This is a genomic window from Gordonia sp. CPCC 205515, assembly GCF_048537925.1.
GTDB lineage: Bacteria > Actinomycetota > Actinomycetes > Mycobacteriales > Mycobacteriaceae > Gordonia.
Map to the genome: position 1 here is coordinate 148608 of NZ_JBCLVJ010000011.1, position 22837 is coordinate 171444.

Genomic DNA, 22837 nt, shown 5'->3' on the forward strand with positions numbered 1-22837 from the left:
TCATGGTAATGCCCCTCATATTTATTTCACTAGTAAAATAGTGATAAAGTAGTCATATGACCACCGCCTCTCTCACCTCCCATGTCCGCGGCCGGAGCAGCGCACTCGCACACAGTGTGCGCCCGACGACATGGCGGGCGGCGCTGACGATCGACATGAGCCGGGCCGCGGTGGCCGCGCCGATCCGGGTCGGCATCGCCATCGCCGTGGTGCTGATCGTCGGTGGACTGACCGGGCACCGCGACATCGCGGGGTTCGCCGCCCTCGGTGCGGTGATAGCCGCGTTCTGCCGGCCCGACCCCTATCGGGTACGCGCCGGACGACTGTTCGCGATCGGCGTCGGGATCGTGGCGGCCACCGCCGCCGGTGGCGTCCTGGGGACTCTCCATGCACCGGCTTCGGTGCAAATCATCGCCGTTGCGGTGCTCGCGGGCCTCGCGGCGCTGCTGGTGGGCATGCTTCGCATCGTCGGGCCGGGCGCGGTGATCTTCGTCTTCGCCGCGGCGGCCGCGGTCGGCTCGGTGCACGATACAGACATGCTGCGGCGCGCGGTCATCGCCACCGCGCTCGGCGCCATCGTCGGAGCGATCGCCTCGCTCGCACCGTGGCTGCTCGGTCGGGCCAGGTCCGAGCACACGAAGTACGAATCCGTGTGGCGGATGTTGACGCGGGCCCCGCAGAAGGAACTGGTGTCGAATTGCGTACGCATTGTCGTCGCCAGTGCGGCCAGCGCTGCGGCCGCCACCGCACTCGGACTCTCGCACCCGATGTGGGCAGCGATGGGCGCCATGACCGCCCTGCAGGGCATCGCTTATCACGTGACCGTGCAGCGCGGGGTACAACGGCTGCTCGGCAACATAGCCGGTGCTGCGCTCGCCGCGATCCTCCTGGGAATCGGTCTCGGCTACTGGGGTGCGGTGATCGCGATCGTGATCTTCCAGGTGGTCGCCGAGATCATGTCGACGGTGAATTACGCGCTCTGTTCGATGGCGGTCACGCCGATGGCGCTGCTGCTCACCGCGCTGAGCGCGGGTCTGACGCCCGCGGCCGCCGTCGATCGGATCGCCGACACGCTGATCGGAGTGGTCATCGGCATTGTCGTCGCCGCACTCACCATCACCCGAGGCGACCTGCGTGCCCTGACCTCCGTACGCACCGCGTAAGAGTTCGCGGCGCAGAATTCACCTGGGCGACGCCTGTTAGCACGGCCGTCACACAAGGGAAACGACGCGGGTACCTCTCGCCCATAGCGTCGTATCGCTTGTAACACCTCGCGAACCCAGGAGAAGCAATGAGTGGCAGCATGTCCCGCCGTCAGGCGATCGAAGCCGTGACAACCTACTCGGTGGAGACCGACGGGTTCCCCGAACCGTTGGCGGACACCTTCGGCCGCAACGTGTTCACCACATCGGTGATGAAGTCCCGGTTGCCCAAGCACGTGTTCAAAGCCGTGTCCGCGACCATCGACAAGGGCGCGCCGCTGGACCCGACACTCGCCGATTACGTCGCGTCGGCGATGAAGGATTGGGCGATCGAGAAGGGCGCAACCCACTACGCCCACGTGTTCTACCCGCTGACCGGCTTCACCGCGGAGAAGCACGACTCGTTCCTCGAGCCCGACGGCAGCGGTGCGTCGCTGGCGGAGTTCGCCGGAAAGACGCTGCTGCAGGGCGAACCCGACGCGTCGAGCTTCCCCAACGGTGGTCTGCGCGGCACCTTCGAGGCCCGCGGCTATACCGGCTGGGATGTCACCAGTCCGGCGTACATCTTGGAGAACCCCAACGGCAACACGCTGTGCATCCCCACCATCTTCATCTCGTGGACCGGTGAGGCACTCGACAAGAAGACTCCGCTGCTGCGCAGCCAACAGGCGATGAGCAAGCAGGCAATGCGTGTGCTGTCGCTGTTCGGGCACAAGGACATCGACACCGTCGTCTCCTACGCCGGCGCCGAGCAGGAGTACTTCCTCATCGACCGGCACTTCTTCTTCGCCCGGCCTGACCTGATGACGGCCAACCGGACGTTGTTCGGCGCCAAGCCGTCCAAGGGCCAGGAGTTCGACGACCACTACTTCGGTGCGATCCCGGATCGAGTGCTGGCCTTCATGATCGAGCTCGACCGCGAGCTGTTCAAGCAGGGCATCCCGGCCAAGACCCGGCACAATGAGGTCGCACCAGGACAATTCGAACTCGCGCCGATCTTCGAGAAGTCCAACCTCGCCCACGACCATCAGCAGCTGATGATGACCACCATGAAGAAGGTGGCCGAGCGCTACGGCATGGTCTGTCTGCTGCACGAGAAGCCGTTCGCCGGCGTCAACGGTTCGGGCAAGCACGTGAACTTCTCGCTGGGCAACAACAATCAGGGCAATCTCCTCAATCCGGGCGACACCCCGCACGAGAACGAGCAGTTCCTGGTCTTCTGTGCCGCCATCATTCGCGGCGTACACAAGTACGGCGGGCTGCTGCGCGCCTCGATCGCGTCGGCCTCCAACGATCATCGCCTCGGCGCCAATGAGGCTCCGCCCGCGATCATCTCGATCTTCCTCGGCGAACAGCTGATGGATGTGTTCGATCAGATCGCCAAGGGCGGTGGCGCGAAGTCGAGCAAGGAGACCGGTGTCCTCGAACTCGGTGTGGACACCCTGCCGCCGCTCAAGGCCGACGCCGGCGACCGCAACCGCACCAGCCCATTCGCCTTCACCGGCAACCGATTCGAGTTCCGCGCACCCGGTTCCAACCAGTCGATCGCCGATCCGATGATCGCCATCAACGCGATGATGGCCGACTCGCTGGATTACGTTGCGACGTTCCTGGACAAGGAGATCGAGGCCGGCACCGAGTTCAACGCGGCGGTCGCGAAACTGTTGCAGGACATCATCGTCGAACACGGCAAGGTCGTGTTCAACGGCAACGGCTATTCCGACGAATGGCAGGAGGAGGCCGCCGCGCGCGGCCTGCTGAACCTGCGCACCACGGTCGATGCGATGGCGCAGTACGACGAGCCCGCGATCATGGAGGTGCTCAGCACCTACGGCATCCTCAGCAACCGGGAACTCAAGGCCCGCAAGGAGGTTGTGCTCGAGCAGTACGCACTGGCGTTGCTGGTGGAGGCCAAGGAAACCCTCGAGATCGCCAAGACGATGATCCTGCCCGCGGCCAACCGCTACCAGGGTGAACTCGCGAGCACGGTCGCCAGCCTGCGCGCGGCCGGCATCGAGACCGACCACCCGGTCCTCATGTCGCTGACCAAGAGCATCAAGGATCTCTACTCGGCACTGCTGACGCTCGAGGAGGCGATCGACGAGTTCCACGGCGACACCGTGGAAGCCGAATCGGAGTACGCCCTCAAGGCGCTCATCCCCGCGATGACCGATGTCCGGACCATCGCGGACAAGCTCGAAGGTGTTGTCGCCGACGACCTCTGGCCGCTGGCGACCTACAACGAGATGCTGACCATTCTCTAGACGCGCAGGCTCAACGCGACCACCAACCTGGTTGCCGGATCGTCGAGGTCCATGCCCGTGAGGGCCTGGACCCGACGAATCCGGTAGCGCAGGGTGTTCGGGTGCACGTGCAGTTCGGTTGCTGCCGAACGGACGTCACCGAAATGATCAAGGTAGGCGCGCAGCGAGCTGGTGAACTCGCTGCCGGTGTCGCGATCGAGGTCGGCGAGTTCGACGACGCGAGTGTCGACGAGTTCGGGGTTCGCCGCAAGGTGTGCGACGATCTCGCCGAGCAGCACACCGGTCTGCGACTCCCCGACCGTCGTCACATCGGCGATGAGTTCACCTTCCCGTTCGGCGGCGTCCAGCACTCGGTCGACCTGAGCTCGTAGGTCGGGCACTGCACTCAGGTCGGCGCCGGGACCGGCTACCACGGCGCGCAGCCCGACAGTGAACTGACGGGCCGCGGATTCGATGGTCACCTTTGCCCACGACACCGTCGCCTCGATACTGACCTGTGGCAGCACCACATACGCACGGCCGCCGATCGTGGCGGTCACCGACAACGGTGAAAATGCGCTGGCGTGCAGAGTCAGCGCGGACACCTCACCCTGGCCGCGGAACGCCGAAGATCCCTCTGTCGCCGCGAATCCCACTACCAGTACCGGCATGGTCACCGGGATGCCGAGCTGGGTGCCCAGATACTCGGCGTCGATCACCTCGCCACGGGCCCCCAGGAGCCGACGCACCACCTCGTCGTGTGCGGTGCTCACCGATCGTCGTCGCGAGATCATCCGCGCCGCAACGGCGGCCGCACCGACGATCACCTCATCGGTGTCCGGCGCGAGCGCGGCGCTGCCCTGCTGAATCCAGATCGCACCGAGGAACTCGCCGACCCGCTCACCGATTGCCGGCGCGCGGATGGCAACGGCCCGGCGGGGTCGCACCCCGAGATCTGGCCGCTCCTCCACCGCGACCACCTTGGCAGTACTTCGCAGCACGTCCATGACACCCCACTGCCGCAGCCACACCATCATCTCGGTCGGTCCTTCTCGCCCCAAGATGGACAGACGCCGCAGTTCGTCGGCCTCGTCGCCGGCGCTGCTGTAGGCCAGTACGTGCGATCGCTCGTCCTCGATGCTCACCAACCCGTTGGTGCGCCGAGCGACCTCGGCGGCGAGGTCGAACAGGTCGCCGGTCGCCCCGGACCGCATGGACTCTCCGTCGGCGTCGAGGTCGCCGACCGACCGGTCGAGTACCCGCGTGACCAGGTGATAGATGCGTTCCCACCGGGCGTGCGGGTCGACGGCGACCACCGCGATGCCCGCAGCCTCGGCGCGCGCCACCACTCGTTCGGACGGTGACTTGTCGAGAATCGCCACCGGCACATGCGTACCCAGGCCGCCGAGCCAGGTGAGGATGGCGTCCTCGGGAATCCCGACCAGCAGAAACAGTTCGGCGCCCCGCGCGGCGCGACCCATCCCGAGGTGCACGTCGTCGACATCGAGCAACGCGACTGACGAGACGCGGGCGTCGAGTCCACCGGGCGCGGTGACGAGCGTGGCCACCGTACGGTCCAGGGCCAGCAGGAGGCGACCGAGCGTCACGCCTGCCGATGTGGTCACAAGGACAAGTATGGCCGACGAACTTGTCTGATCAGACGAAACTGCTCACCGGCGCGGTCGTCGTGCGGGGGTCACTCGCGCAGAATCGCCCGAAACGCCATCCGGTCGCCGCGATAGAGCGACCGCACCCGCTCGATTGGATCGCCGTGGACGTCGAGTGACCGCCGGTTGAGCAGGATCATCGGCATCGCCGTGGTGGTCTCGAGCAGTCCCGCCTCACGCGGCGCGGCGAGCACGGTCTCGATGCGCTCCTCGGCGACGCCGAACGTGACACCGGTCGCCCGGATGGCGGCATACAGCGATGTCTCCGGGTCGAAGCTCTCGAGGAAGCCGGCGAACCGATGCGTCGGCAGGTAGGTGCTCTCCAGGCCGAGCTTCTCGCCGTCGGCGAGCAGTACGCGTTCGAGGTGCAGCACTGTCCCGCCCGCTTCGAGATCGAGTTCGGTACAGAGTGTTTCGCTCGCGACGATCTCCTCAAAGGTGACGAGGACACGGCCGGGCACCCGCCCCTGCTCCTTGGCGCCCTCGGTGTAGGACCGTAACGACAACGGCTGCAACAACTTCGGCGACGATACCACGGTCCCGCGACCGCGTCTCTCGATCCGGCCTTCGACGAGCAGGTCGTGCAGAGCCTGGCGTACCGTCTCCCGCGACACCCCGAATCGCTCGGAGAGTGTCCGTTCGGGCGGAACGGTGTCGCCGATGTCGAGGGTGTCGAGTATGGTGTCGAGTTCGGTACGCACCCGGTAATACTTGGGGAGATCGGCGGTCGCCATCAGCGCGCGCCCGTCTCGTGCTCGAGCACTCGTCGGGCCACCACCAGCACGTCGTCGACCGACAGCGCCGGAGCTCCAGGCATTTTTGCGGCATCGTCGAAACGTCGGAGTCGCACCGCGTCAGCCCACCACTCATGCGTGGTCCAGTCCACGTCGACGCCCGGTCCACCCTGCTGATTCATCGACATCACCGACGTCTCGGAGAGATCGGCCGCGTAACCGGGCTCGGTCGCCGCGAGAAACCGCTTGGCCGCAACGTGTGCGCCGGCGAGCCATCCCACCCGTGCGCCGAATCTCGGCGTCAGCCAGTCACGCGCAGCCACGTCATGGTGACGGTGTCGATCGACGTTCGGGCTGTGACCGAGGTCGTGCAAGGCTGCCGCAAGGATCAATTCATCGTCGGCACCGTCGCGAGACGCCTGGTGGCCGCATTGGAGTGCATGGTCGAGTTCGTCGACGGCCTCCTCGTCCCATACACCCCTCAGCGACCGCAGGATCGACTCGACATCGGCGAGCACCGAATTCATGTCCGCGCATTGGGCATCCATGAGTGCAGCATAGCCGCATTTGGTCTATACCAATTGTTCATCCAGGGTTTACGCGGGTGGCACGCATTGGTCTAGACCAAATGTCACGCTAAGAACCATGCAACTGATCATCATCGGCGGTGGCATTCTCGGCACCGCCCACGCATGGGCCGCCGTCGAACGCGGCCACCACGTCGTGCACCTCGAACGCGAACGCCAGGCCCGGGGCGCGACCGTCCGCAACTTCGGCCTCGTGTGGGTCTCCGGCCGGTCCGGCCCGGAATTGCCTGCCGCGCAACGTTCTCGCGACCTCTGGGAGAAGATCGGCGCCGTAGTCCCCGACATCGGATTCCGGGCCTGCGGATCGATGACGCTCGTCCGCACCGCTGCTGAACTCGCGGTCGCCGAAGAAGTCTGTGCTCGCCCCGACGCCGCGGACCGCGGTTTCACCCTCCTCGATCCGGACGCCGTCCGCTCGGTGAATCCCGCACTGCGTGGAGAGTTCCTCGCGGGGCTGCACTGCAGTCGCGACGGAGCCGTCGAATCGCGTGTCGCACTGCCGGCGATCCGGGCACACCTCGCCTCCACTGGCCGCTACGAATTCGTTGCCGGACATGAGGTTCGCGCGATCTTCTCGGCGTCAGGCGTGACCGTCGCCGACGATCACGGCGTCACCTATCACGGCGACGCCGTCATCCACTGCCCCGGCGCCGTCCACGGGGGTCTGACCCGCGAACTCGCCGGCGACGCGCTGCCCGTTCGCCGGGTGCGACTGCAGATGATGCAGACCGCACCGCTCGACGAACAGCTCACCACCGCAATCGCCGACGCCGACAGCTTCCGCTACTACCCGGCCTTCGCAGGTGAATCCCTGACCAATCTCAACTCCGCACAGCCCCAACCGGATACCGCCGCCACCCATCGCATGCAGCTGCTCTGCGTCCAGCGACTGCACGGCGGACTGACCATCGGCGACACCCACGAATACGACGACGAACTCGCCGAGCACGACGAGGCCTTTGCCTTCGACGTCACCGAGGACCCCTACGATCACCTCACCGGCGTCGTCGCCGAACTGCTCGGGCGGCCGCTCCCCCGCGTCGTGCGGCGATGGGCCGGGGTCTACTCCCAGTGCCTCGCCCCCGACGCACTCGCCTTCCGCCGGGAGGTCGCCGACAACATCTGGATCGTGACCGGCCCGGGCGGTCGCGGGATGACCCTCGGCCCGCAAATCGGCCAGGACACCGCCGATCTCATGAACCTCTGACCAGCACAACACTTTTCGCACCGAAAGGCATTCCCATGTCCGATCTCACCCTCCGACTCGCCGTCCTCGACATGGCCGGCACGACCGTCGCCGACGACGGCCTGGTCATGCATGCCTTCGAGGCCGCCACCGCCGCCGCAGGCATTCCCGCCACCGGCCCCGAGCACGACCGGGCCCGCCAGTACGTCCTCGACACCATGGGCCAATCCAAGATCGTCGTGTTCCGTGCCCTCACCGGCGGCGACGAAGACCGCGCACAGCAGGCCAACGCCGCGTTCGAGAACGCCTACGGCGCAGCCGTGGCCGACGGCGGTGCCACCGAGATCGCCGGGGCCGCCGAGACCATCGGCCGATTGCGTCGCGCGGGCATCAAGGTCGCATTGACCACCGGCTTCAGCGCAGCAACCCGCGATCGGCTGCTCAATGCGCTGGGGTGGAACGACATTGCCGATCTCGTCGTCGCCCCGTCGACGCAGGTCCGCGGTCGCCCGTACCCGGACATGATTCTGACCGCCCTGATGGCGTTGCAGATCGACGACGTCCGCGAGGTCGCGGTCCTCGGCGACACCGCCAACGACATCACCAGCGGCGTGCGGGCGGGAGCCGGCATCGTCGCCGGCACCTTGACCGGCGCCCACGACGACACCGCACTCCGGGCCGCCGGGGCCACGCACATCGTGTCCTCGGTGACCGAGTTCGGCGACCTTCTCACCCACTGAATCACCACCACTCTCTCGACACCTCGACTCGACAACAAGGAGAACATCATGCGTATGAACACCTTTCGACACCGATCGCTGCGGGCCGCAGTTCTCGCCGTCACCGCCGCCACCGTTCTGGCGACGGCTGCCTGCGGCGGCACCGGATCTTCGGACTCCGGCGACCAGACCGTCACCCTCTACACCGCCGACGGCCTCGGCAGTTGGTACAAGAGCGAGTTCGACACCTTCAAGCAACAAACCGGGATCTCCGTCAACATCGTGGAAGCCGGTTCGGGAGAGGTGGTTTCGCGGGTGCAGAAGGAACAGTCGAATCCGCAGGCCGATCTCCTGGTGACGCTGCCACCGTTCATCCAGAAAGCCGACGGCGAAGGACTGCTCGTGGAGAGCGGCGTGGACACCGCGGCCGTCCGACCGGGCAACAAGGACGCCGCGGGCAAGTACGTGGCGATCGTCGACAACTATCTGTCGTTCATCGCCAACCCGTCGACGACCCCCGCACCGACAACGTGGGACGACCTGCTCGCACCCCGCTTCAAAGACAAGATCCAGTACTCGACACCCGGCCAGGCCGGTGACGGCACCGCGGTTCTCCTTCTCCTGCAACACCTCATGGGCGATGCGGGCGCGCTCGACTACCTCTCCCAGTTGGAGGCGAACAACGTCGGACCGTCGAGTTCCACCGGCAAACTGCAACCCAAGGTCAGCAACGGCGAACTGCTCGTGGCCAACGGCGACGTACAGATGAACCTCGCCTCGATCCGCGACGACGGCTCCAAGTTCAACCTGTTCTTCCCGGCGATGCCCGACGGTTCACGCACCACCGTCGCACTGCCGTACGTGGCTGGTGTCACCAAGGGCGCACCGCACGCCGAGAACGCCACGAAGCTGCTCGAGTTCCTGCTGTCCAAGGACGTTCAGCAGACGGTCGGATCCGACGCACTCGGAGTCTCGGTGCGCAGCGACATCACCCCGACCGCCGCAACGGGTGGCACACCGACTCCGGCGTCGGTGCTCAATGGCGTCACCATTTGGCGTCCGGACTGGAATGCTGTCCTGACCACCCTCGATGCCGATGTCGCCGCCTACCAGAAGGCCACCGGGAGCTGACATGTCCAATCCGCTGACCTCCGCGAGGAATCGCACGTCCACCGGCACCACGACCACTGCTGGCGAGCAGCCAAGCATCGCCTTCGACCGGGTGACGGTCACCTACGGGCGCGGCAAGAAGTCCACGGATGCGTTGGTGGACTTCACGTTGCGCGCCGAGCGGGGCGAGACCATCGCCCTGCTCGGCCCCAGCGGTTCCGGCAAATCCACCGCGCTCAAGGCACTCGCCGGCTTCGTCCGCCCCAGCTCCGGTCGGGTTCGCCTGTCGGGCAACGACGTCACCGACCTCCCACCCGCCAAGCGCGGTATCGGGGTGGTCGTGCAGTCCTACGCCCTGTTCCCGCACATGCGGGTGCGCGACAACGTCGCGTTCGGACTCAAGGCACGTCGCCTGGGCAAAGATGCGATCACCCAACGGGTTTCCGACGCCCTGGCGATGGTGAGCATGTCCGACTATGCGCACCGGCTGCCGCGTGAACTCTCAGGTGGGCAACAGCAGCGGGTGGCGATCGCCCGGGCGTTGGCGATCGCCCCGGACGTCCTGCTCCTCGACGAACCGCTCGCCGCCCTCGACGCTGCGTTGCGGCAGTCGATGGTGATGGAATTGCAGCGACTGCGGGATGCATTGCCCGACACCACGATGCTTTATGTCACCCACGATCAGTCCGAGGCGCTCGCGTTGGCCAGCCGGGTCGGGGTGATGCGTGATGCGCGACTCGTCGACATCGGTACGGCGTCGGAGCTCTGGTCACGGCCGCCGAGTACCTTCACCGCCAACTTCCTCGGCGGCGCCAACCTCATCGACTGTGTCGTCGGTCGCGTGTCCGGCACCACCGCGCTGGTCGCCGTGGGCGAACGCATGCTCACCGCCACCGCACCGGCCCCGATCCGGCGGTGGGCACCCGGCGCCAAGGCGGCAATCTGCCTGCGGCCCCACGAGATCGAGGTGACGGCATTGTGGGCGGCAGGCACCCTCGCTGGCCGCGTGACCGCGTCGGTCTGGCGCGGCCCCTCGACGCGGCTGACGCTCGCCGTCGACGGCCTGCCCGATCAACTCCTCGAGGCCGACGTCCCCGGGCACGTCGACCATCCGGCCGGCGAGCGGGTCGGCATCCGGTTGCCCGATCCCGTGGGTGTGCTGGTGGAGACCCCTAGGACGCCGCGGTGAGCACCGGCGCGGTCCTGACGCCGCTCATTCCGTCGTCCGACGAGTCATCGCCGGAGCCGAATCCCCCACGCCGCATCTGGCGCTCCACCGCCTGGGTGCTCCCGCCGCTGCTGATCATCACGGTCATCGCCGTGTACCCGCTCGTGCGGGTGCTGACCGACTCCACTGCCGGCAGCGGCGACAGCACGTGGGGTGCCGTCCTGGGCAGCGAGGGCTTCCAGCGGGCATTCGTGACCACGATCGGGATCGCCGTGTGCGCCACGATCGGCTGCGTCGTCCTCGGCACCTTCATCTCGGTCGTGTTGGCCTTCGTGCCGTTTCCCGGATCGACGATCGTGGCCCGGATGATCGACACCGTGCTGGCGTTGCCGTCGTTCCTCATCACGCTCGCGTTCACCTTTCTCTACGGCTCGGCGGGTGCGGTCAATGCGGCGATCTTCGAGATGACCGGCAGTCGCCCCATCGATTTCGTGACGACGCCGGCCGGTGTCGTGGCCGCGGAGATCACCTTCTTCACGCCGTTCGTCGTACGTCCGCTGCTGGCCGCGTTCTCCGTGTTCTCCCGTGACCAGCTCAACGTCGCCGCGAGCCTGGGTGCCTCGCCGTGGCGGATCTTCCGTTCGGTGGTCCTGCCGGACGCACTGCCGGCCCTGATGGCCGGTGGCAGTCTCGTGTTGTTGTTGACGCTCAACGAGTTCGGGATCGTGTTGTTCACCGGCGCCAAGGACGTCGTCACGCTGCCGGTGCTGATCTACACCCGGGGCATCGTCACGTTCGACCTGCCGGGTGCCGCGGTCATCGCGACGGTGCAGGTCGTGTTGTCGCTGGTGCTGTATTCGTCGTACCGATTGATCTTCGCGCGGATGGGCAGCGGCGCGATCCGAGGAGGGGACGTCTGATGTTGTGCTGGACTCGAGGCGGCCGGGCCGTCGTGTGGTCGGTGTTCGCGGTGGTCGTGCTGGTGGTGTTCGTGGCGCCCATCGCGACGGTGGTGCTGGCCGGCTTCGCCGGTTCGTGGACCGGTCCCCTGCCGTCGGATCTTGGTCTGGCGCACTTCGGTGAGGCGCTCTCCGGCGACAATATGGCCAGCCTGTCGGTGAGCCTGCAGACCGCGTTCATCGCCGGCGTGGCCGCCCTGATCGTGGGGACGTGGGCGGCGTTGGCCGCGCAGGACGCGGTCGGACCGCTGCGCCGGGTGGTCGACGGGGTCTTTCACCTGCCGATCGCCGTGCCGTCGGTGGCCATCGGACTCGGTCTGCTGATCTCGTTCAACGAGAAGCCGTTACTGCTCGGTGGCACGAAATGGATCGTCATCGTCGCGCACACGGTGTTGGTGTTGGCGTTCGCGTTCAGCGCGGTCTCGGCGGCCCTGGCCCGACTCGATCCGGCCTATCGTCAGGCTGCGGAATCGTTGGGCGCCAGTCCGTTCCGCGTGCTGACCCGGGTGACGCTCCCGCTATTGCTGCCCGCGCTCGGCGCCGCCGCCGGCTTGGCCTTCGCGCTGTCCATGGGTGAACTCGGTGCGACGGTCATGGTGTATCCAGCGACGTGGAAGACCCTGCCGGTCACCATCTTCGGGCTCTCCGACCGTGGTCAGGTCTTCTCCGCTGCCGCGTGCACCTCGGTACTGCTGGCCGCTACCCTGATCGCGTTGGCGCTGCTCAGCCGGGTCCGCACCCGCGCCACTGTCAGCTGAGCAGCAATCTCACCCCCGATCAGGAACCAACGACCGCAGGAAGAACCGTAGGTTGGCGGGCTTCTCGGCAAGACGGCGAACGAAGTAGCCGTACCATTCGGTGCCGTACGGAATGTACACACGCACACGTCGTCCGTCCGCTGCAAGGCGACGCTGCTCGTCGGCCCGAATGCCGTACAGCATCTGGTGTTCCCACGAGTCAGGGAGCCGGTGGAACTCGGTCGCCAGTTCTCCTGCGGCGCCGATGATCATCGGATCGTGACTGGCGACCATCGGATAGCCGTTGCCCTTGAACAGGATTCGCAGGCATCGCAGGTAGGCTTCGTCGATCTGGGTGCGATCGGCGAAGGCGACGGTGGCCGGTTCGGCATAGGCGCCTTTGCACAGCCGGATGCGCGCGCCATTGGCGGCCGCATCCCGGCAGTCGTCCTCGGTTCGACGCAGATACGCCTGCAGCACGGTACCGAGGTCGTCGAACTCGCGGCGCAGCGACCCGACGATGTCGAGTCGTTCTTCGACCGTGCGATGATCTTCGGCGTCGACGGTCACCAGCACGCCGGCGTTGCGGGCCGCGGTGCAGATCGTGTGGGCGTTCTCCTCGGCGATCTTGCGGCCGTGGCGCGGCAGGGTCTGTCCGAGCGCGGTCAGCTTGAGTGAGACCTCGAGTTGCCCGGGCATCGTCGTGGTCGCTACCGACATGGATTGCAGCAGAGACAGATACGCCTCCACGGTCGACGCCGCTTGGGCCTCGTCGGTGGTGTCCTCACCGAGATGATCGATGGTCACCGACAAACCGTCTCGTAGCGATGCGGCGATCGCCGCAAGGACATCGCTCTCGGTTTCACCGGGCACGAATCGTTCGACGACGCGTCGTGTCACCGGAAGGCGTTGGGAGGACTCCTTGATCCGTTCGTTGGCTGCGGCCGCCATTATTGCCGGACGGAGCGTGGCGTCGAAGATCTTGCTCATGGGGTCTCCTGTGCCATGTGCGGGTAGCCGGATGCGGTTGGCGGAACGAAGGTTTCCTTGATGGTTCGGGTAGAGGTCCAGCGCATCAGGTTGGCCTTGGAGCCTGCCTTGTCGTTGGTGCCCGACGCGCGGGCGCCGCCGAATGGCTGCTGCCCGACAACAGCTCCCGTCGGCTTGTCGTTGATGTAGAAGTTGCCCGCGGCCTGGCGAAGGCCGGCCTGCGCGGTGTCGACTGCCGCGACGTCGGTGGCGATGATCGACCCGGTCAGCGCATATTTGGCGGTGGAATCCACCAGCGTCAATACTGATTCGAACTCGCTGTCGTCGTAGACGTGGACGCTCAGGATGGGTCCGAAGTATTCGGTGGAGAACGCCTCGTCTCCCGGATCGTCGGAGAGCAGCACCGTGGGCCGGACGAAGTAGCCGTCGCTGTCGTCGCACTCCCCACCGACGGCCACCGTCAGCGACGCCACGGTCTTGGCGCGGTCGATCGCGGCGACCTGCTTGTCGAATGCTCGGCGGTCGATGAGAGCGCCGCCGAAGTTGCCGAGATCGCGCACATCGCCGTACGTCAGTTCGGCTGCCTCGCTGAGGAAGTCATCGCCCATCCGGTCCCACACCGACCGGGCGACGTAGGCGCGGGACGCGGCCGAACACTTCTGCCCTTGATACTCGAAGGCACCGCGAATCAGCGCGGTGCGCAATACATCCGGATCGGCGGACGCGTGGGCGACGACGAAATCCTTACCGCCCGTCTCACCGACGAGTCGTGGATAGTTCCGGTAGCGATCGATGTGTGTGCCCACCTCCTGCCACAGATGCTGAAAGGTCTTGGTGGAGCCGGTGAAATGAATGCCGGCAAGGTTCTCATCGGACAGCGCGACGTCGGACATGGCGAGTCCGTCGCCGTGGACGAGATTGATCACGCCGTCGGGTAGGCCGGCCGCCTGCAGCAGCTGCATCGTGAGGTGCGCCGAGAATGCCTGTGTCGGTGATGGTTTCCACACCACGGTGTTACCCATCAGGATCGGCGCGGTGGGCAGGTTGGCGGCAATCGCGGTGAAGTTGAACGGGGTGATCGCGTAGACGAACCCGTCGAGCGGTCGGTGGTCGAGGCGATTCCACACTCCGGACGACGAAATCGGTTGTTCGGCGAGGATCTCGCGGGCGAATGCGACGTTGAACCGCCAGAAGTCGATGAGTTCGCACGGCGCGTCGATTTCGGCTTGCTGAATCGTCTTCGACTGCCCGAGCATGGTGGCCGCCGCGATGCGTTCACGCCACGGGCCACTGAGCAGATCGGCGGCCCGCAGGATGACCGCAGCCCGGTCGTCGAAGGAGGTGGCAGCCCAGTCGTTTCGGGCGGCGAGCGCCGCGTCGACGGCGGCTCGGGCGTCGTCGTGCGTGGCATTGGTCATGGTGCCCAACACCTCGCGGTGTGCGTGGGGTTGGACGACGTCGATCCGCTCTCCGTCTCCGAGATGCGGTGCACCGCCGATGATGTGCGGGAACTCGCGGGGTGCGGCGTCAGTCTGGGCGGAGAGTTCGGCGCGGATTCGCGCGCGTTCGGGTGTGCCGGGGGCGTAGGTGTGGACGGGTTCATTGGCCGGGCGCGGCGGGGTGGTGATGGCATCCATGTGAGCAGTGCATCACGGCAGGTAGCCGTCCACTATGTTCGTTAGGTCAAATATGTCCCCCGCAGGTTGTCTGATCGGACAACGGCTGCGCGCGCCGCACCTGCTCGGCAGCACGCGCCGCATCGAGGTCCGCGTCAACCCGAATGACCGCAGGCCCCAGCCGCAGCGTCCCGGACGTCAGCGGTTGTGCCCGCAGACCGCCGCGCCCGATGAGCGCTTTGCGCACTCCGTCGCCGGCCATCGTGTCCATCCACGAGCACGGGTGGGCGGGGCGGCCACCGCGGAACACCACCGCACCGTCGCCGGTATCGATCTCGAACTCGCGGCCACGCAGCGGATCGAGTTCGAGCCCGCGCACCACCACATTGCGTCGTGCCACCACGGGGTCCGCGCCACCCGCGGCCGCCTCCCACGCCTCGATCGCGAGAAAGGTCACCGCCGCCTCGGTGTGCGCGCGCACGCCGAAGAACCGGTCACCACGAATCCCCTTGTCGGCCACGACCTCCACCGTCTCCGGCGTCGCCGTCACGACGTCGTCGGCGGGACCGTCCTTGGGCCGCCCGAAGTACGCGTGCGCCGGCGAGACCACGAACGACACGACTTCGAAGCGGTACTCCACCGGGCCAGCGTAACGGTGCAAACCATTCATAAACAGCAGTTCTCAATGAGAGCAAATTGGGTACTGGCGCAGGTCAAATGCCGTCGATAGCCTGGTAAGTATGCTTGTCGCACCAACCGAACTCGTCGCTGCCACCTCCTCGGACGACCTTGCGGCAGCGCGCCGACAAGCCCAGTCGTGGCGTTCCCCGGAGATCGCGATCGTGGACCGCGACCTCACCGATGCCGCCCTCGCCGACCTGGTCGCCACCGCCGACGCGACCGCCGACGAATCCTTCGCCCGCGCGGTCACCGCCATTCAGTCGGCGCGCGCCGGGCAGTTCCCGACGATCCCGCACGTCGATGCGGCCACCGAGATCTTCCGCAGCTTTCTGCGCCAGGACCTCATCGACGGCTGGCTCTACGTCCGCGAATCCGACGGCTACCTGCACCCGTATCTCGTGATGGACGTCGTGATGGAACACGCCGACCGCACCCACGGCCCGCGCATCAAGTTCACCATGGAGGCCGACAACGCGACGGTCAAGCGGCCGTCCCGCAAGCCCCGGGTCCTGTACTTCGAGGAGACCGAGATTGTCGGCAAGAGTCCGGCCGACGTCTTGATCGCCGGCGGCGCCTACAAGGAAACCCCGGAACTCAAGGCCGAGTACCAGGCTCGCCGCGACGAGTACCAGCGGATCATCGACGACGGCTTCGGCCGGCAGTACCGGTTCACCGGCCGCGCGATCCGCACCGACGACTACCGCTCACCGAACAAGCGGGAGAACCGCAAGGTCGTCCACGATGTGGCGCCGAGCGAGATCGCAGCGCTGCGCATGGTCGCCGCATCGATCCTGTTCGACGGCGACTCCTACGGTTCGGTTCCGGTGATCACCGCGGTCCGCGTCTTCGACCTCGGGGCGCAGGACTTCCTCGACGTGAACACCGGCGACCTCACCCCGTACGTCTACGACCCGCATCTGCAGGACAAGTTGGTGCTGCCCGACGATCAGCGCGAACTGCTGAACATCCTGACCACCGACATCTCCGTGTTCACCGGAGACATCATCGATGGCAAGTCGGCGGGCAACGTCATCCTCGCCATGGGTCGCCCCGGCGTCGGCAAGACGCTGACCGCCGAGGTCTACGCGGAAGTCACCGGCCGCCCGCTCTATTCGATCCACTCCGGATCCCTGGGTATCACTGCGGAGTTGGTGCGCAAGAACCTCGAGGTGATCTTCGACCGGGCCAAGCGCTGGGACGCCGTCCTGCTGCTCGACGAGGCCGACGTCTTCGTCATGGAACGCGGACTCGACCTCGGACAGAACGCGATCGTCGCCGAATTCCTGCGCACTCTTGAGTATTTCGACGGCCTACTGTTCCTCACCACCAACCGGATCGACGGTGTCGACGAGGCGATCCTCGCCCGCTGTGCCGCCGTCATCGAGTACCAGCCGCCCGGCCCCAAGGATGCCCGCCAGGTGTGGCAGATCCTCGCCGCCGGCAACGATGTCACCCTCGACGAGGCTCTCCTCGACGACCTGGTCGGCGGTTTCCCGGAGATCACCCCCCGCGACATCAAGATGCTGCTGCGCCTCGCGCTGCGGATGGCCAAGCATCGGGGCACCGACCTCGACCCGTCGGTGTTCGCCAGCAGCGCGGCTTTCCGTGGGCTGCACTATCTTCCGCCGAATCAACGCTCCACCTCCGGATGAGCCCGTTCGTCGTGGCTCCACCGCCGGTTGAGCCGCGACGAGCGACCGAAGGGAGACCGACGCGAGTCGAAACCTCGAAACCACGAAACCACGAAACCACGAAACCACGAAACCACAAGAGCGGGGCCACTTCACAAGTGAAGGGACCCGCTCTTGTCGTGTGCGGAGGATCAGGCCTCGGGATCGAGCACGAAGTCGTACTCGACGACGAATCCTTCGCCGTTCGGGTTGTCGTGCGGGTCGAGCATCAGTTCCGGCTTGACGGCCGAGGCGATGTCGTCCTCGTTGTGCGGGTCACCCGGGAAGTACAGCTGCGAGGTGATCAGCTGGTGGCCGGGCGCGCTCACCTTGAAGTGCAGGTGGGCCGGACGCCACGCGTGCCAGCCGGCCGCCGAGATGAGCTGTCCGCAGGCACCGTCGGTCGGGATCATGTACGGGGCGGGACGCAGGGTGTTGATCTCAAAACGGCCATCCTCGTTGGCAATCCAGGTGGCACGCAGGTTCCACTCGGGCAGGCCGGGCGCGAACTGGGAGTAGAAGCCGAGGTCGTCGGCGTGCCACAGTTCGATCTTGGCGCCCGAGAGCGGGATGCCGTCGACGGCGCGCACCTGACCGGAGAACACGAGCGGGTTGCCCGGCTCGTCATCGCGCATCGGAATGGTGCCGTTCCACTCCAGTTCCGGCGAATCCGGGATGTAGTACGGCCCCTCGATGGTGCCCTTGCTGCCCTCGCGGTGCGCGTTGGCAACCTCTTCCACCGAGTGCTCGAGCCACACGTCGAGGAACAGCGGCCACTCGCCGTCGGTGCCGACCTTGATCAGCCATGCCTTGAGCGCGTTGTACTCCTCGTAGCTGACCTTGTCCTCGAGCACGATGTCGTTGAGGCCCTTGATCACCTTCGAGGCAAGGTAATTGACGCGGGCGGTGTCGACGACGCCGGAGCGGGCGCCGGCCGCCGCCATGCGCTCGGCGAACTGGGGCGACGCGTTGGCGCCGGATTCGGCGGGCTTCGCAGTGACTTCGCTGTCAAAGCTGGTGGTGTTGGTCATGATTGGGTACTCCTTCTTCGTTGGCCCTTGTGGGGCTGACACTGTGGGTGAGGGCCGTCAGCCCGCAGCGATATCCGATGGGTGGGTGGCCAGGGGGGTCACCTTGATGGTCATGTAGGGAAACAGCGGTAGACCGGACAGGATGGTGTGGAGTTCGTCGTTGTCCTCGACGTCGAAGATCGAAAAGTTGGAGTATTCGCCGACGATCCGCCAGATGTGCGGCCACTTGCCGGAACGTTGCAGATCCTGCGAATACGCCTTCTCCCGCGCGACGGTGTCGGCCCGCGTGTCGGGGTCCAGGTCGTTCGGGATGTTGACATCCATCCGTACGTGGAAAAGCATGGTCGTGTCGTACTCCTCTCCGACTACTTACTGTTACTTGTCGAGCCGATACTTGGTGAGCTTTTCGGGATCGATCTCCACCCCGATCCCGGACGCCGCGGACCGGTGCAGGTGGCCGTCGCGGATCTGCAGTGGATGGGCCAGCAGGTCGTCGCTCATGTCCAGGAAGTTCGACAGCTCACCGGCATAACGCGACGTCGATTCGAACGCCGTACCGAAGGCGAGCGTGCAGGCCGTGCCGACCTGACCGTCGATCTGGTTGCCCATCACCACTTCCAGGCCGAGACCTTCGGCGAGGTGATGCACCCGCCGCGAGGCGGTGAATCCGGTGCGGGCGGTCTTGATGCTCAGCGCGGTGGCCGACCCGCCCAGGATCTCGCGTGTCACGTCGGCCGCTGTCGGGACGGATTCGTCGGCGATGAACGGGATGTCGAGTTGCCCGACGAGCCATCGGCGGCCGAGGACATCGTCTGCGGGACAGAGCTCTTCGGCGAACAGTAGGTCCAGGTCGGCCATTTCCTTCATGGCGCGCAACGACTCTGCGGCGGTCCACCCGCGGTTACCGTCGACGTAGAGTTCGATCTCGCCACCGAACCGCTCCCGCAGCGCGCGGACGACGGCGGTGTCGAGGGTGACCGGTCGTCGTCCGACCTTCACCTTGAAGGTGCGAATGCCGTAGCGTTCCACCATCTTTTCCGCTTCGGCGACCATGGTGGCGGGCTCGTCGAAACCGAGCATGTGGCTGACCCGCATGCGGTCGGTGAAACCGCCGAGCAGTTCGCTGACCGGCAACTCCAGGGTCTTGCCCAGCGCATCCCAGATCGCCATGTCGACAGCGGCTTTGGCGGTCGGGTTGCCAACGGTGCGGGCCAACCGACCGGCGACGACCTCACGCTCGAGCAGTGTCAAGCCGATCACCTGCGGGGCGAACACCTTGGTGATCACGGCGATGATCCCGTCCTGGGTCTCGCCGTAGGTGAACGGCCGAGGCGGCGCCTCGGCGACGCCGACCACTCCGTCGTCGGTGTGCACCCGCACCAGAACATGCTCTGCCGCATGGACTTCGCCGGACGCGAACTTCAGGGGCTTGGTGTACGGGATGGCGAAAGGGATCGCTTCGATCTGGGTGATCTTCACAGTTCTTCTCCAACATTCACGAGTGCGAACGCCCGGGCGATGACGTCGGCAACGGCGCCGACGACGGGATTGTCGTTCCCCGCTCGCCAGGCAAGTGCGATTTCGGTGGTTTCGGCATTGACGAGGTCACGGATCACCAGCCCCTCGAGCGGCAGAGAGCGCACCGAACCCGGCAGCACCGCCACCCCGAGACCAGCAGCAACCAGCGCCAGCAGGACGGCGGTACCGGGTGCGTGGTGTGCCCGCTGCGGCACGAATCCGGCTGCCCGACAGCTGCGTATCGCGGCGTCGTTGACTGCGGAGTCACGAGCGTCGTACATGACGAACGGCTCGTTGCGCAGATCCTCCATCGACACCACCGGTTCGACGGCGAGCCGGTGATCGGCGGCCACCACCAGAACGAGCGGGTCGACGTCGATGGTGCGCATCTCGATGTCCTCGCCCACCGCCGGCGGGCGCAGCACCCCGAGATCGAGCGATCCGGCCCGCAGTCCGTCGCACTGCGGTGGGGTCAGCATGTCGGACCGGATCTCGAGGTCGACGTCGGGCAGTTCCCGCTTGACCACGCGGGCGATGCGGGGCAGGTGAGAGAAGGCGGCGATACCGGTCAGGCCGAGCCGGATCAGTCCGCTGCGGCCGGCCGCGATGCGTTGCACACCGTGGACCGCGTCGTCGACACTGGCGAGAATTCGTTCGGCCTCGCCCTGCAGGTACTCACCGGCAGGAGTGAGTGCGACCTGCCGAGTGGTGCGGGTGAACAGGGTGACCTCGAGTTCGGCTTCGAGCTGTCGGATTGCGTAGGAGAGCGCGGGCTGCGCCACGTGCAGGACCGCCGCCGCCTGCCCGAAATGGCAGGTGTCGGCGACGGCCGCAAAGTAGCGAAGGTGCCGTAGCTCCATGTCAGAACGCTTCCCGTCTCTGTTCACCCATGGTGCGCTCTTGTGATCGTCACCACGTCGGTATCCACCGTAAGCCGTCGATACATACGAGACAAGGACACGTATTCCCGTGATTAATCGCCGGTATTTATGAATCTGATGCTAGGTCAGGACTAGCAACAAACCCGGTGTGATGACCGCCACGTGGTGGAAGAGTGCAGATACAGCCCACATACAGGAGGTACGTCCATGACCGCGTCGATCAGCGACAACCTGCACCACGTCCAGTCCGTCCTGGCGGATGCCGTCATCGACGATCGCGACGCCGGAATCTATCGGGCCAACCGCCGGATCTTCACCGACGAGGAGATCTTCGAGCTCGAGATGCGCCACATCTTCGAGGGCAACTGGCTCTACCTCGCACATGAAAGCCAGATCGCCAATCCCGGCGACTACTTCACCACCTACATCGGTCGCCAGCCGGTGGTCATCACCCGCGACAAAGACGGCGAACTGCACTGCCTCATCAACGCGTGCGCGCACCGCGGTGCGATGATCTGCCGCCGCAAGACCGACAACCGCATGACCCTCACGTGCCCGTTCCACGGCTGGACCTTCCGCAACGACGGCACCCTTCTCAAGGTGAAGGACCCCGACGATGCCGGCTATCCGGAGACGTTCAACGTCAACGGCTCGCACAACCTGACCAAGGTCGCGCAGTTCGGCAACTACCGCGGTTTCCTGTTCGGCAGCCTCAACCCCGACGTGCAGTCGCTCGAGGACCACCTCGGTGACACCACCAAGGTCATCGACATGCTCGTCGACCAGTCCCCCGAGGGCCTCGAAGTGGTCCGCGGCGCGTCGACCTATACCTACGACGGCAACTGGAAGGTGCAGGCGGAGAACGGCGCCGACGGTTACCACGTCACCGCGACCCACTGGAACTACGCGGCCACCACCTCCCGCCGCAACACCGGTGAGTCCAAGAACGACACCAAGGCCCTCGACGCCGGCGGCTGGGGCAAGTCCGGCGGCGGCTACTGGTCCTACCCCAACGGCCATCTGTGCCTGTGGACCTGGGCCGCCAACCCCCAGGACCGTCCACTGTGGGACAAGATGGACGACCTCAAGAAGCAGTTCGGCGACGCCAAGGGCGAGTTCATGGTCAAGGGCTCGCGCAACCTGTGCCTCTACCCGAATGTCTATCTGATGGACCAGTTCTCGACGCAGATCCGCCACTTCCGGCCGATCGCCCCGGACAAGACCGAGGTCACCATCTACTGCATTGCCCCCAAGGGCGAGAGCGATGCCGCACGCGCACACCGCATCCGACAGTACGAGGACTTCTTCAACGCCTCCGGTATGGCCACCCCCGACGACCTCGAAGAGTTCCGCTCCTGCCAGCTGACCTTTCGCGCCGAGGCCGCCCCGTGGAACGACATGAGCCGCGGCGCCGAGCACTGGCTCACCGGGCCCGACCCGGTCGCGAAAAGCCTTGACATGGAGGGCGTCATCTCCGCCGGCGTGAAGAACGAGGACGAGGGCCTCTACCCGATCCAGCACGGCTACTGGCTCGAGGTCATGCGCAAGGCCGCCGACGCCGAAGAAGCCGCCGCAGCGACCAAGGGGATCCACTGATGACCACCACAGAACCCACACCCGCCACGACCGAGACCGGCGCAAAACTCATCACCCAGAACATGATCGAGCAGTTCCTCTACCGTGAGGCGCGCTACCTCGACGACCGCGAGTTCGAGAAGTGGCTCGAGTGCTACGCCGACGACGTCGTCTACTGGATGCCGTCGTGGGACGACCGCGACCGCCTCACCGAGGACCCGCAACGCGAGATCTCGCTGATCTACTACGGCAACAAGGGCGGCTTGGAGGACCGGGTGTTCCGTATCCGCACCGAGCGGTCGTCCGCGACGTCACTGCCGGAACCGCGGACCAGCCACAACATCTCCAACGTCGAGGTGATCGAACGACGCGGCGATCTCGTGGACGTCCGATTCAACTGGCACACCATGTATTTCCGGTACAACACCGTCGACCCGTACTACGGCACCTCGTTCTACACCATCGACTTCTCCGGTGACGCCCCGCTGATCCGACGGAAGACGGTGGTGCTCAAGAACGACTACATCCACCACGTCGTCGACGTCTACCACTTCTAAAGGAGG

21 protein-coding genes are annotated in these 22837 nt (G+C 66.0%); 11 read left to right on the top strand and 10 right to left on the bottom strand.

Going from position 1 to position 22837, the window contains the following annotated elements; all coding sequences use genetic code 11:
• Positions 1-56 precede the first annotated feature (56 nt).
• Positions 57-1163 carry an FUSC family protein gene (locus AAFP30_RS18210; RefSeq protein ID WP_419231393.1) on the top strand — a complete coding sequence of 369 codons (1107 nt, stop codon included), beginning with the start codon at positions 57-59 and terminating at the stop codon, positions 1161-1163.
• 128 nt (positions 1164-1291) lie between these two features.
• Complete coding sequence (locus AAFP30_RS18215; protein WP_419231394.1) at positions 1292-3466, top strand: glutamine synthetase III; 2175 nt, start codon at positions 1292-1294, stop codon at positions 3464-3466.
• Here AAFP30_RS18215 and AAFP30_RS18220 read toward each other — a convergent pair.
• From AAFP30_RS18220 to AAFP30_RS18230, 3 genes are all read right to left on the bottom strand, one after another.
• Positions 3463-5070, bottom strand: a complete 1608-nt coding sequence (locus AAFP30_RS18220; RefSeq protein WP_419231395.1) for a PucR family transcriptional regulator — start codon at positions 5068-5070, stop codon at positions 3463-3465. The two genes, AAFP30_RS18215 and AAFP30_RS18220, sit on opposite strands and share 4 nt — an antisense overlap.
• Before the next feature lie 71 nt (positions 5071-5141).
• Positions 5142-5846 carry a GntR family transcriptional regulator gene (locus tag AAFP30_RS18225; RefSeq protein ID WP_419231396.1) on the bottom strand — a complete coding sequence of 235 codons (705 nt, stop codon included), beginning with the start codon at positions 5844-5846 and terminating at the stop codon, positions 5142-5144.
• A complete protein-coding gene (locus AAFP30_RS18230; protein ID WP_419231397.1) occupies positions 5846-6394 on the bottom strand; it encodes an HD family phosphohydrolase in 549 nt (182 codons plus the stop codon). The genes AAFP30_RS18225 and AAFP30_RS18230 overlap by 1 nt, the downstream gene beginning before the upstream one ends.
• Before the next feature lie 97 nt (positions 6395-6491).
• Here AAFP30_RS18230 and AAFP30_RS18235 point away from each other — a divergent pair, with 97 nt between their 5' ends.
• Genes AAFP30_RS18235 through AAFP30_RS18260 form a run of 6 tightly spaced genes read left to right on the top strand, consistent with a single transcriptional unit; the run spans position 6492 to position 12333 of the window.
• Positions 6492-7640 (top strand): TIGR03364 family FAD-dependent oxidoreductase, encoded by a 1149-nt coding sequence (locus tag AAFP30_RS18235; protein WP_419231398.1) that lies wholly within the window; start codon positions 6492-6494, stop codon positions 7638-7640.
• A gap of 35 nt (positions 7641-7675) precedes the next feature.
• Complete coding sequence (locus AAFP30_RS18240) at positions 7676-8359, top strand: phosphonatase-like hydrolase (protein WP_419231399.1); 684 nt, start codon at positions 7676-7678, stop codon at positions 8357-8359.
• A 48-nt stretch (positions 8360-8407) separates the two neighbouring features.
• Positions 8408-9469 (top strand): 2-aminoethylphosphonate ABC transporter substrate-binding protein, encoded by a 1062-nt coding sequence (locus AAFP30_RS18245; RefSeq protein ID WP_419231400.1) that lies wholly within the window; start codon positions 8408-8410, stop codon positions 9467-9469.
• 1 nt (position 9470) lies between these two features.
• Complete coding sequence (locus AAFP30_RS18250) at positions 9471-10637, top strand: ABC transporter ATP-binding protein (RefSeq protein WP_419231401.1); 1167 nt, start codon at positions 9471-9473, stop codon at positions 10635-10637.
• Positions 10634-11536: a 2-aminoethylphosphonate ABC transporter permease subunit gene (locus tag AAFP30_RS18255; protein ID WP_419231402.1), complete on the top strand. Its 903-nt coding sequence runs from the start codon at positions 10634-10636 to the stop codon at positions 11534-11536. Before AAFP30_RS18250 ends, AAFP30_RS18255 begins: the two co-directional genes overlap by 4 nt.
• Complete coding sequence (locus AAFP30_RS18260) at positions 11536-12333, top strand: ABC transporter permease (protein ID WP_419231403.1); 798 nt, start codon at positions 11536-11538, stop codon at positions 12331-12333. The genes AAFP30_RS18255 and AAFP30_RS18260 overlap by 1 nt, the downstream gene beginning before the upstream one ends.
• A gap of 9 nt (positions 12334-12342) precedes the next feature.
• On the opposite strand, the gene AAFP30_RS18265 is transcribed toward AAFP30_RS18260, so the two are convergent.
• Genes AAFP30_RS18265 through AAFP30_RS18275 form a run of 3 tightly spaced genes read right to left on the bottom strand, consistent with a single transcriptional unit; the run spans position 12343 to position 15558 of the window.
• A complete protein-coding gene (locus tag AAFP30_RS18265) occupies positions 12343-13302 on the bottom strand; it encodes a proline dehydrogenase family protein (protein WP_419231404.1) in 960 nt (319 codons plus the stop codon).
• Entirely contained in the window at positions 13299-14939 is a 1641-nt protein-coding gene (pruA, locus tag AAFP30_RS18270) for an L-glutamate gamma-semialdehyde dehydrogenase (protein ID WP_419231405.1), read from the bottom strand. Before pruA ends, AAFP30_RS18265 begins: the two co-directional genes overlap by 4 nt.
• Before the next feature lie 46 nt (positions 14940-14985).
• Positions 14986-15558 (bottom strand): molybdenum cofactor biosysynthesis protein, encoded by a 573-nt coding sequence (locus AAFP30_RS18275; RefSeq protein WP_419231406.1) that lies wholly within the window; start codon positions 15556-15558, stop codon positions 14986-14988.
• A gap of 100 nt (positions 15559-15658) precedes the next feature.
• Here AAFP30_RS18275 and AAFP30_RS18280 point away from each other — a divergent pair, with 100 nt between their 5' ends.
• Positions 15659-17251 carry an AAA family ATPase gene (locus AAFP30_RS18280; RefSeq protein ID WP_419231407.1) on the top strand — a complete coding sequence of 531 codons (1593 nt, stop codon included), beginning with the start codon at positions 15659-15661 and terminating at the stop codon, positions 17249-17251.
• Between the two features lie 170 nt (positions 17252-17421).
• On the opposite strand, the gene catA is transcribed toward AAFP30_RS18280, so the two are convergent.
• Genes catA through AAFP30_RS18300 form a run of 4 tightly spaced genes read right to left on the bottom strand, consistent with a single transcriptional unit; the run spans position 17422 to position 20678 of the window.
• The gene (catA, locus tag AAFP30_RS18285; RefSeq protein ID WP_419231408.1) at positions 17422-18300 is read right to left on the bottom strand and encodes a catechol 1,2-dioxygenase; all 879 of its coding nucleotides are present in this window, start codon (positions 18298-18300) and stop codon (positions 17422-17424) included.
• Positions 18301-18357: 57 nt separating this feature from the next.
• Positions 18358-18642: a muconolactone Delta-isomerase gene (gene catC, locus AAFP30_RS18290; RefSeq protein ID WP_419231409.1), complete on the bottom strand. Its 285-nt coding sequence runs from the start codon at positions 18640-18642 to the stop codon at positions 18358-18360.
• A gap of 33 nt (positions 18643-18675) precedes the next feature.
• Complete coding sequence (locus AAFP30_RS18295; protein WP_419231410.1) at positions 18676-19779, bottom strand: mandelate racemase/muconate lactonizing enzyme family protein; 1104 nt, start codon at positions 19777-19779, stop codon at positions 18676-18678.
• Positions 19776-20678, bottom strand: a complete 903-nt coding sequence (locus AAFP30_RS18300; protein ID WP_419231411.1) for a LysR family transcriptional regulator — start codon at positions 20676-20678, stop codon at positions 19776-19778. Before AAFP30_RS18300 ends, AAFP30_RS18295 begins: the two co-directional genes overlap by 4 nt.
• A gap of 228 nt (positions 20679-20906) precedes the next feature.
• Between AAFP30_RS18300 and benA the strand changes: the two genes are divergently transcribed.
• Together benA and benB are read left to right on the top strand one after the other, a co-directional pair.
• Positions 20907-22295, top strand: coding sequence for a benzoate 1,2-dioxygenase large subunit (benA, locus tag AAFP30_RS18305; protein ID WP_419231412.1), 1389 nt, complete (start codon positions 20907-20909; stop codon positions 22293-22295).
• On the top strand, positions 22295-22831 hold the full coding sequence (benB, locus tag AAFP30_RS18310) for a benzoate 1,2-dioxygenase small subunit (RefSeq protein ID WP_419231413.1): 537 nt from the start codon (positions 22295-22297) through the stop codon (positions 22829-22831). The genes benA and benB overlap by 1 nt, the downstream gene beginning before the upstream one ends.
• Positions 22832-22837: the final 6 nt, after the last annotated feature.